The sequence below is a fragment of the Mycobacterium sp. genome (assembly GCF_035506235.1).
GTDB lineage: Bacteria > Actinomycetota > Actinomycetes > Mycobacteriales > Mycobacteriaceae > Mycobacterium.
Genome location: NZ_DATJPU010000174.1, coordinates 1 through 3,697 on the forward strand (window position 1 = coordinate 1; position 3,697 = coordinate 3,697).

General features: G+C 63.3%; 3 protein-coding genes and 1 pseudogene. 3 read left to right on the forward strand and 1 reads right to left on the reverse strand.

The window, feature by feature from the left end:
• Positions 1 to 146 precede the first annotated feature (146 nt).
• The 3 genes from VMD50_RS16495 to VMD50_RS16505 are packed head-to-tail and all read left to right on the forward strand — an operon-like array spanning position 147 to position 3,333.
• Positions 147 to 1,346 (forward strand): tyrosine-type recombinase/integrase, encoded by a 1,200-nt coding sequence (locus VMD50_RS16495; protein ID WP_325428806.1) that lies wholly within the window; start codon positions 147 to 149, stop codon positions 1,344 to 1,346.
• Positions 1,343 to 2,293: a tyrosine-type recombinase/integrase gene (locus VMD50_RS16500; protein ID WP_325428807.1), complete on the forward strand. Its 951-nt coding sequence runs from the start codon at positions 1,343 to 1,345 to the stop codon at positions 2,291 to 2,293. Before VMD50_RS16495 ends, VMD50_RS16500 begins: the two co-directional genes overlap by 4 nt.
• Complete coding sequence (locus tag VMD50_RS16505; RefSeq protein ID WP_325428808.1) at positions 2,293 to 3,333, forward strand: tyrosine-type recombinase/integrase; 1,041 nt, start codon at positions 2,293 to 2,295, stop codon at positions 3,331 to 3,333. The genes VMD50_RS16500 and VMD50_RS16505 overlap by 1 nt, the downstream gene beginning before the upstream one ends.
• Positions 3,334 to 3,426: 93 nt before the next feature.
• Here the strand turns inward: VMD50_RS16505 and VMD50_RS16510 are convergent.
• Positions 3,427 to 3,697: pseudogene (locus tag VMD50_RS16510) on the reverse strand (DDE-type integrase/transposase/recombinase); the annotation flags it as partial.

Sequence of the window (3,697 nt, forward strand, 5' to 3'; positions counted from 1 at the left end):
ATTCGGATTATGCCGAGGTTTGCGTTAAGCCGAGGATTTGTGGAGATGGCCTGTGCTCGTGGGGAGTGCTGGCGGATTTCTCGGCTTAACGTTTCGGGTGGTGGTTAGCGTCCGTCGTATCTGTACGTCTGTGGAAGGAGACGGTGATGGATACGACGGTTGGTGGGATCGGCGCGGTTGTCGTGGCGGAGTTGCGTGCGGCCGGTTACATGGAATCGACGGTTGGTCAGTATGCGAAGACGATCAAGGCGCTGACGGAGTTCGCCTCGGGGCGTGAGTATTCCACCGGTTTGGGTGCGGAGTTCGCGTCGATGACGACCAGTGTGCGCACCGGTCGGTTCAGCGCTCAGCGCCGGTTCGATTACCGGCGTCTGGTCGCGGTGTTCGACTCGTATGTGCAGACCGGCCGGGTGGACCTGTCGGTTCGTGGCCGCGGTGGCGGAGGTCCACGGCCCGGGGGCGCCGACTTTGTTGCTCTGAATGCCGCGTGGGAGGCCGAGATGGGCCGCCGCGGTTTGGCGCCGGCCACCTGTGAGGCCTACGGGCGGGTGGCGCGGAGCTACCTGGTGTTTTTGGAAGGACGCGGGATCGCCGTGCTGGACGGTGCTGATGGCGCCAGCGTGCTGGCGTTTTTGGAATCCTTACTGGATCGGTGGGCCAAGTCGTCGCTGTTTTGGGTGGTGTCGAACTTTCGTCCGTTCCTGAAGTTCACCGGCCGCACCGATCTGGTTAATGCGGTGAATCTGGCTGGCATCAAACGTTTTCACGCGATAGTGCCCGTTTTGGATGATGCCGACCAGGAACGGGTTGTTCGGGCGTGTGCGTCGGGGGTGGTCAGCGCGCGGGACGCCGCGATCACCTTGCTCGCATTATCGACGGGATTGCGGGCTTGTGACATCGTCGCGCTGCGGCTCGGCGATGTCGACTGGCGTGGGCAGACCATCGGCCTGGTGCAGTGCAAGACGGGCAACCCGCTGACGCTGCCATTGCCGGCGTTGCTGCTGGACAGGCTGGCCTCCTATGTGCTCGACGAACGGCCCAGCTCCGGCGATGATCACCTGTTCCTGCGTTCGAAAGCCCCACACACCCGGTTGGGCGATCACGCGACGGTGCATCGGGTGACCGTGGAGACATTCCGGAAAGCGGGGGTGAACAAGCCGAGGGCGGGAACCCGCTTGCTGCGCCACAATGCCGCATCCCGGCTGCTGGCCGCGTCGGTTCCGCTGCCGACGATCGCCGCCGTGCTCGGCCACGCCAGCGAAGAGTCGACGAACCTCTACATGAGTGTGGACCGGGCACGTCTGCTCGACTGCGTACTCCCGACCCCAGAAGCCGTGCGGTCATGACTGGCCACGGCTTCACCAGCGCGTTCGCCACCAAGCTGGACGTCTATTTGGCGTTCAAGGCGAACATGGGATTCACTGGCGCCTCCCGCATCTGGTATCTGAAACAGTTCGACGCCTACTGCGCCACCCATGACCGCACGGTGTTCGACAAGGACACCGTGGAAGGCTGGGTCGGGGTTCAGCTGCAACGTTGCGGCCGTTACCGGTCCTGGATGTCCTACATCCGTGACGTCGGGCGCTGGATGACGATGAACGGGATCCCCGAGGCTTACGTGCTCTCTGATCGGTGGAAAGCCCCGATCGTTGCCGCCCACCCCTATCTGTTATCCCGCCATGAGATCGAGTTGTTCTTCGCTGCCGCCGCCCGGATGCAGACGCCATGCCCGTGGCGATGGCAGGCGGTGGCGTTTTTCACCCTGATGCACTCGTGCGGGCTGCGCACCGGTGAAACCCGCGCCCTGCAGACCGGGCAGGTCGACCTCGATGCCGGGCACATCGACATCATCTGGTCCAAAGGACATCGCAGCCGCAGGCTGCCGCTGACCGATCAGGTCATCGAGATCCTCGACACGTGCGACCGGACCTCATGCGCGCAGTTCGCCTCGCGACGCACGTTTTTCGTCTCCGCGACCGGCAACCAGGTGACCACGGCAACGGTCGGGAAGGTCTTCGGCCGGATCTGGGATGCGGCCGGGCTGGCCCGGCCGCTGGCCGGTCAACAGCCCCGACCCTACGATTTCCGGCATCACTTCGCCTACGCCAATATCCACCGATGGATGACCGCCGGCGACGACGTCACCGCGATGCTGCCCTACCTGTCCCGCTACATGGGGCATGCAACCGTTGAGAGCACGTACTACTACGTGCACACCTCGCCCGATTTCATGGCCGCCTACGCCGACATCACCGCCGGACGCCAGTCCCTGCTACCGCAGGTGGGATTCTGATGAGACGTCACCCACGCACCGGCGCACCGGACCTCTTCGGGTTCGCCCGCGATTATCTGCACGCCTACATGCCAAAGGCCAGAGGGTTGTCACCGAAAACCATTGAGGCATATCGGATCAGCCTGGAGTGCTTCCTGGACTACCTCGCCGAGGCCGAGCACATCGGACGCCAGCACGTCAGCTTCGATCACTTCGACCGCGCACACCTGAAAGGATGGCTGACCTGGATGACCGATCAGCGGCATTACACACCCAAGACCGTCACGCTGCGCCTCAGCGCGGTCAAAGCGTTCCTGACCTACGCAGCCTACGAAGACCTCACCCTCGTCGCGCTGAGTCAATCAGCCAAGGCACTCAAAGCGCCGGCGGGTCCGCGCAAGCCCGTCGAGTACCTCACCGAAGATCAAACCCGGGCGATCCTTGCCGCGTTCACCGGGCAAACAGCGAAATCGCGGAGAAACCGGATGCTGCTGATCCTGCTCTACGACACCGCGGCTCGCGTGGGCGAGATTACCGGCCTGACCCTGGGCGATCTGCATCTGACCGAACCCGGGCACATCCTGCTCACCGGCAAGGCCAACAAGACCCGCGTCGTGCCGCTCACCGCGAAAACCGTCGAGCACCTGCACGTCTACCTCGACGAGTTCCACCCGAACATCACCAAACTTCCCGCGACCCGGCCGTTGTTCTACAGTCTGCATCGCGGGCGACCTACCGAACTGTCCGCTGACACCGTCGCCGCCGTGCTCAAGCAAGCCGCCGAATCCGCACGCGCTCAATGCCCTTCGATCCCGGCGAACATCCACTGCCACCTGCTGCGCAAAACCAAAGCGATGGACCTCTACCAGCAGGGCATCCCGCTGCCGATCATCATGCGCCTGCTCGGCCACGAAAACGCTTCCACCACAGCAGCGTTCTACGCTTTTGCGACCCTGGACATGATGCGACAAGCCATCAACGCCGCCACCCCCGCCATCAACACTCCGGCCACCGAACCGCTCACCGAAGACCAACTCCAAACCCTCTACAGCCTGCGATAAAAAACCGAAACGTTAAGCCGAGAAATCCGCCAGCACTCCCCACGAGCACAGGCCATCGATGCAGATCCTCGGCTTAACGCAAACCTCGGCATAATCGGCATGCAAGATCACCTGCCCGGCGAGTTCGCCGCGCATCGCTACGGCCATCTCCAGGGCGGCCTGGACCAGATCGGTGTGCAGGTACTCATCGATCGCCCAGCCGATCACCCGCCGTGAGCAGCCATCGCGCACCGCGCACAGATACAGCCAGCCCTCACCCGTGCCCAGGTAGGTGATGTCTGAGGTCCACACTCGGTTAAGCATCCCGGTATCGAAACGGCGCCTCACCAGGTCTTTGGGTACCGCGGCGTCCAGGTCGACCACC